The organism is Pseudomonadota bacterium, from assembly GCA_039714795.1.
Classification (GTDB): Bacteria; Pseudomonadota; Alphaproteobacteria; order JAGOMX01; family JAGOMX01; genus JBDLIP01.
Window position 1 is genome coordinate 1 of sequence record JBDLIP010000095.1, and the last position, 7,113, is coordinate 7,113.

Below are 7,113 nucleotides of genomic sequence, written 5' to 3' on the forward strand. Positions count from 1 at the left end.
GAACTGCATTGCAAAAGCTTACTGGATCAGATAATTGCATATCTTTCAAATAGCCAAGCACTCTTGCAGCATCGGATGAGTATTCTGATACCTTTATTAAAGGACGAACTGCATTGCAAAAGCTTACTGGATCAGATAATTGCATATCTTTCAAATAGCCAAGCACGCTTGCAGCATCGGATGAGTATTCTGATACCTTTATTAAAGGACGAACTGCATTGCAAAAGCTTACTGGATCAGATAATTGCATATCTTTTAAATAGCCAAGCACGCTTGCAGCATCGGATATTAAAGGACGAACTGCGCGACAAAACCCTGCTGGATCGGTCAGATTCATAGCGCCCAGAGCTTCAAGGATCCTCAAAATATCGGATGAGTATGCCGAACTGGGTATTAAATGATGTACTTCCTTGCAAAATTCCGATGGATTGGGACAATTAATGGCATTTACACTTTTGACGATTTGCAAAAATTTATCCATTTCTTTTTCCCACGACTGAGTTGTCATAAGTTTCTCAACTGGTGCAAATAACTGTTGGCATTTCTCTGGAGAAATATCGGAGATGATCTGCTGCATCGATGTGATTTCTTGTAAATCTTTAACAACGTTTTCTGTAAGCGAATCCGGATCATCGACATATGTTCTTTCCAAACAATCGGGATCCTCAATTATGCAATTAAGAACTTCAGCATATTGCTTATCATTAAGCGCCTTGACAATCTTAGGAGTTTGGCAAGCCTGTAGTTCATACGGTTCAATGCCAATAGTTTTACGCAAAATCTCTAGGGTTTGTGGCGCTCTACTACTATAAACCTCTTGATTGCATACAAGTTTACTCAAAATGGGAAATAGGTAAGGAGTCAACATGCGTTTTAGATCTTGCTTAATCTGCGCTGCATTCACTCTTGCATTATACTCTCTTGCATTATAAAGATAGTCCTGCACGACCACAGCTCCAGGGGCAAATTTTGCCAAATCCGCTAGTAAGCGTACTTGAATATTGCTTGTATTTCTTTGAACTTGTGGGTCTTGACCGCTCTTTAGAGATTGAAGCACTGGAAGCGCCTGCCGCACAGTTTGATCTGTAGAATCCTGAACAGTTGCCCCCACGCTGCCCGCGATATAGCAGGCTTGATTGACGATCTCAGATTTCAAAAAAATCTGTAGTAAAGCGCCTCCATTAAAATTACCAAAATGATTTTGATAAAGAGCTTTTAGGTCATGCAATAAAACATCTGTGGTAATTCCAAGAGTTTCAAACATGGTTTTTGTAATATCCCAAGGTCTCGGTGGCTTCAAACTGGATTGACCAGAAAAATAGGCATGGGTGGAACTACTGGATACACGTAAGTTGTTAAACAAAGTGGGATTGCATGATAATCCTGCACATTTAAAGCCTTTACTGTAGTTGGTTTTTCCCATCAAAATAAAGTTCAAAAGGTCATTGGCATTTTGATACTCCATAGAAAAATTATCCAATGATCGCAACATATCTGTTTGCTCTGGAGAAACATCAAGCATATGCCGCACAGAGCTTAACACACAACAGTTGAACCATAAATCTGTATCAAAGCCGTGATACAGGACAAATTTATCGTTATGAAATTTCTCCTGATCAATAATAGATTCTAGTAATTCTGCCTCTTTCTGATTAAGACAGGGAATTACTTTTTTAATTTGATCTTGAACAGAAATTTTAAAAGCCTCTGCATCCAATAAGTGCTGCAACATATTATGGGAAGCTGTGTTGGCTTCTGCGGTAATTTTTAAAAGTTTATTTGCTCTTTGCTGTTGTGCTTGTTTTTGTGCTGCCAAAGACAGCCATAAGGCCATACGTTGAGCTGACGAGGTTGCAGGATCTTCAACGACTTCGGTTATTTCTTGCAGACCTGGATGTCCAACAACACTTTGGCTACAGGTACCGGCAATTTCTTTACCGCTCACCAGAGCCTGCAACCATTGCTTGATTTGCGGTTGTTGCAAGGATTGAAGAAAAGGTGGATGCAAAACTGGACCACCAGGAACAATTGCAATTGTCGCTTGATTTTCTTCTTGAACCAAATCTCCACTTTCCAAAGCCTGCAAAACTTCTTCCACTGCAATCCAGGCAAATTCGCTGTACTCTTTTGCATGGGAGCTATCAGTTAATTTCTGCAATAAGGTTTGTGGATCGATGTGATCAACCTTGGCCAAATAGGTACGAAACCGTTTGAGAGTTAAATTGTCCTCAACAGTCACCGTATCATGAGACGGCATGTAGAGAATATCGCTTTGAAAATTCAAATGATCTCCTGATTCTTCTAGCGTTTCTCGAGCCCCAGCTTCATAAAATCTTTCACCCGCATCAGCTTTACCCCCAAGATTACCCCACCAATTGTGTCTTGTACGTTTGCCTAACAAAATATAGGGCTTACCGTCTTCCATTTTATAAATCAAAGTACCAGCAGCATCATTAAGGGATGCAAATGCAAAAGGATCAGCCTTAGGGTTAATTTTTCCGTCAAAAAAATCATCTAAAAACCGCAAATGCTGCAACCTTGATTCGAAAAACTGCAATAGCTCTTGGGTATCTTCATAGCGCACAGCTTGACAAAAATCGCGTGCCTGTTGCAGCAACTGATCTCTTGCTGTCAAAAGTTGGCTAATCTGCAATTTGATGTTTTCCGGAGTGATCTCGGCAAAATTTCGAGCTCCAAAGGTATCCCCCTGACGAAAGCTGGCAAATTCAGACACCTGGTGTCGAAACCACATGTCATCCTTTGCTGCTTTTGCTCGTGTCGCCATTTTGCGGTGACCAAGCGAACGGTGCAATAGAGCGCCACCACTGTCAATCAAATACAGCGCTCCTTCAGCTGTAATAATAAAGTTTTCTGGTTTGATATCCCAAGCACTTAAAAGCGCAAGTGAGGCAAAATTAGGTGCCAGCAACTCCGTTAACTGCTCTTGTGTTGGCTGAGAGCCTTCCACGAATTCGGCCAAGCGATACAATCCACCTCTGTGCAATTTCGTATCCCCTAATTGCTGCTTAATACACTCAGGAACATCATTGAAAAGATAAAAATTTGGGAAATGACCACCGGCTTTTTGGTACATCGCTCCAGCTAAGCACTCATTGATGCCATGATGTTTATTTTTCCAACTCTTGAGAGTCCATTGTTTTCCATTAGGATCAATAAAAACCTGTACACCACCAGATCCGCCGGAAAGTGTTTTCACAAATTTCAACTCAGAGAAATTAGGAATTTTGTCCCGCTGACTTGAATACTCCCCTAAATCCTGCCATGAAGAATAGAGTGGAGCAAATGTGCGCTTGTAATGGTAGAGGTCTAAGGGCTGATTCAAATTGAGCTTTTTCTGATATTGCTCTGCAAAGTGGTACGCGTTGTCATCAATAAATGAAATTCGTGTGGATTTGTGCCCAAGCGATGCAAGATGCTCCATAAATGCTTGCAAAGTTTGCAATTTGCTGGAAATTCTTGCGTCAGAACTTTTATCATCCGGCGAGTGGATAATGCCTTTGAAATAACGTGTTCCTGATTGTAAAAAGTCGATACCCATACCAGGGTGGTTAAAATTTAAACCAAACATATTTAATCTTTGAAAAGTTTCAAGGAAGCGTCGCGGTTGCCGTGCAGTTAAAGCAAAACACTTTACTCCCTGTTGCTGTAGCCCGAGGATGAATTGCAAAGTCTGGCTCGACAACAAATCAGCGTTTTTTTGCGAGCCGCCTTCACTCAACAACACACCATCAACGTCAAAAAAGACATAATGCTGTTTGGGGTTATCATCTACGCGGAAATCCCCAAGCGCCATGCGATTAATCTTGCGGATCGAAACCTCTGATCTAACCTCATTTTCTTCGTGACTAACAACTGATGCAAAACAATCGTCTGTTAGAAACAACAATACAATTAATGAATACAGACAATAATAAATTTTTTTCATAAATAACACCATTAAAAACAAATATATATTTATATGTAGAATCAATCACATAAAAATGCAACCAAATTTTCAAATAATTGTGAAAAGCCAATGACACTAACTTAAAGGAAGATTGGTATGACATCAACTGCTACTCTCACTGGATTTTATACCGCAGGGTGTGGCAAGACTTTTATTGGTGTGAGAGGTAAAACCCTTCTGCGTGTCGATGCCAGTAACTTGGTAAATAGTAAGTAAGTACTTCGAACATATAAGAAAATCAACAGTTCATTTAAATTGATCAACTCGCAGGGTCCAAATTGTACAATTCGCTGGATTTAAATCGTATTATTCGCTAGGATCAAATTGTGCATTTTGCAGCTATACTGAAGTGAAATCAAAACCTCTGTTTCCTGATACGCTCGAGGTGCTCGTTTACCCAAGTAAACTGCAAGCTGGCAGCTGTCATTAAACTAGAGGTTTTGATTTCACGAGAGTATATTAAGTCAGATTGGCAAAGGAAACCCCCAATGTATCCGAGATGGCAGAAGAAACTGGTCCTAGAGGCTATGAAAACCCGGAGGGTGGTGCTGCTCTCAGGAATTAGGCAGTGCGGCAAGACAACGCTGGCACGTGACCTTATGGACAACGAGATGGAATATCGAACCCTTGATGACGTTGGCTTGAGAAAAGCGGCTGAGAATGATCCACAGGCATTTGTAAAACGTATCGATCGCCCTCTCATTATCGATGAAGTCCAAAGAGTGCCGGATTTGCTATTGGCCATCAAAATGGCTGTTGATGAGGACACACGTCCGGGGCAATATCTGCTCACCGGTTCAACAAACATTCAATCTATTCCAAGTGTGCGAGAATCTCTTGCCGGGCGTATCACAAAACTGCGACTTCGCCCTCTCAGTCAGGGAGAGCTTCACGAGATCTCTCATACGTTCTTAAAAAGAGCTTTTAGGCAAGAACTAAAAACACCTGAGCAACATTATGATCGAGATGCATTGATTGATGCTGCAAGTGTAGGTGGATTTCCAGAAGCTCGGTTACTCGAAGATCATGCGCAACGGGGTTGGCACAAGGATTACATCGAAAGTATTCTCGATCGTGACCTTCAAGATATCACTAAAATCCGTGACCAGGATGCAATGCGCGAACTTGTCAATGTTACAGCAGCATGGTCCTCAAAATTTATCAATTTGAATGCAATTGGCAGTCACCTGTCAATTCGAAGCGCCACACTGCGTTCGTATCTTAATGCATTGGAAGCACTTTATATTATTGACCGGGTAAGACCGTGGACAAAAACAGATTACGACCGCGTCGGTAAAGCGGATAAGTTATTTTTTGCAGACTCAGGACTAATGTTTTCTCTTTTGGATTGGCATAAAGACCAAGTGCGATTTGACAGTTATCGACTGGGTAAATTAATTGAAACTTTTGCATACAATGAACTTTCAGCGCACGTGGACGCTGATCGCGACCAATATACGCTTAAGCATTATCGCGACCGCCAACAGCGCGAAATCGATTTTATGATCGAACGGAATGATGGGGCTCTACTAATGATTGAAGTTAAGGCCGGATCGAATATCGCAAATAAGGATTTCAAACACATGCGGTGGTTTAAGGAAAACATTGCCCCGGATCGTTCCTGTGTCGGCTTGGTTCTACACACGGGCAAACACGCAGCCTCTTTTGGAGACGACATGTGGATGGTCCCGTTTGGCGCTCTATGGACGTGAGTAACTTATCGAATGCCACGTAACGGTTATTGCAATCGTAATTTCAAAGGCAGCATATCCCCCTGTTAGTTTAACCTGAGTTTTGGATAAAAAGCACTTTGATCCATCTTGACCATCATACCAGAAGCCGATGGCTCTTCGACGTTTCAAGTGGAATAGGACGTAAAACCAATAGCACTAAAATGAGGACGCTACGCGACACTGTTTTTGCATGGCTCTGCCCTGCTACATTTTTCATTGTCAGTACTCCTTTTTCGTTTTTCTATCCTCCCTTTTTTGCAAAAAAAAGAGGATATACCCGTCCCGGGCATAAATGGTGCTTTTCCTGAATGACTTATTTCTGATATGCTGGATCACTGATGTGCTGGCATCACTATGGCACTATGAGTTTATGATCCACATTCCGGTGGCACGGCAGTCAAATTTTTGCTAATGAAAAGCGCCATTTATGCCCGGGACGGGTATACAGGGCACATGTAAACTGCTCGCTTCTCGTCATCATACAATTTTGCGTATTGCGGAGAACGTGAACGGTCGCGGCGAAAAACCGTGAACACTTTAGGCAGAAAAGCGTGAACAATTTTTTGCATCGAGCGCAGAGACCGTTCACACTTCCGCCGGGAGTGTTCACTCCTCCGCCGAAGGTGTTCATGTTCTCCGCAATACGCAAAGCCCATTTCGGATAAAGTTGAACAGTCGACTCAAAACTCTCAGGTTATATTTTTACACGTTTTTTAGATACGAGACCATGGACTCTGTGCTCATTTTGTGAGAAGGTCAGGTGACTGTCGAGTATTGATCAATGGCGCCCCAATTTACCAAACCTCAGCGCCTTTACTCCGCGCTCGGCAGTCAACAGTTAATTTTTCGTAATTGCTCAACCGGTGTCTGGAAACCCCTTATTTTATGCGGATAAAAATTTTCCATCAGCCAAGCAAAGCGATCAAATCCGCATAGATCCTGAATTCCTTGAACCCCCGGTTGAGCAATTACAATTTTTCAGCTTGTACTGCTGCCGATCAGAATGATAGCCAGAAGAAAGATAATAGTCTGTAGCATCACGGTACTCCCCAGGGCTACCTCATGAAGATTACGTTGTTTTTCCCAAAATCTTATCTACAAAGGGTTTGAGAGCTTTTGCAGATACGTGCAATACTACGTGCTTTTTGCAGCCTGAAAACGGCCGGTATCCCTTTGTAGATAAGGATTTAAGCAATATATGATGACTGTTTCATGAGGTAGCCCTTGGGGGTGCAGCGCACCCAAAAGCAAAACACCTGTGCCGCTAGAACCACTGATAAAATGTAAAGTCTTCTCATTTCCTATCTCCTTCATAAACTGGGAAAACTAACCCCCACGCTCCCGGGCATTCTAATGCCTTGCCTTCCAGAGATGCTGGATCAAACTATTGGTTCTTTGATGCACCCAAAGCGC

2 protein-coding genes are annotated in these 7,113 nt (G+C 42.2%); one reads left to right on the forward strand and one right to left on the reverse strand.

What is annotated here, in order from left to right; genetic code table 11:
* Positions 1 to 3,946, reverse strand: a 3,946-nt coding sequence (locus ABFQ95_06800; protein MEN8237228.1) for an NUDIX domain-containing protein, incomplete at its 3' end; no start/stop codon positions are given.
* 509 nt (positions 3,947 to 4,455) lie between these two features.
* On the opposite strand from ABFQ95_06800, the gene ABFQ95_06805 reads away from it, so the two are divergent.
* The gene (locus tag ABFQ95_06805; protein MEN8237229.1) at positions 4,456 to 5,679 is read left to right on the forward strand and encodes an ATP-binding protein; all 1,224 of its coding nucleotides are present in this window, start codon (positions 4,456 to 4,458) and stop codon (positions 5,677 to 5,679) included.
* Positions 5,680 to 7,113: the final 1,434 nt, after the last annotated feature.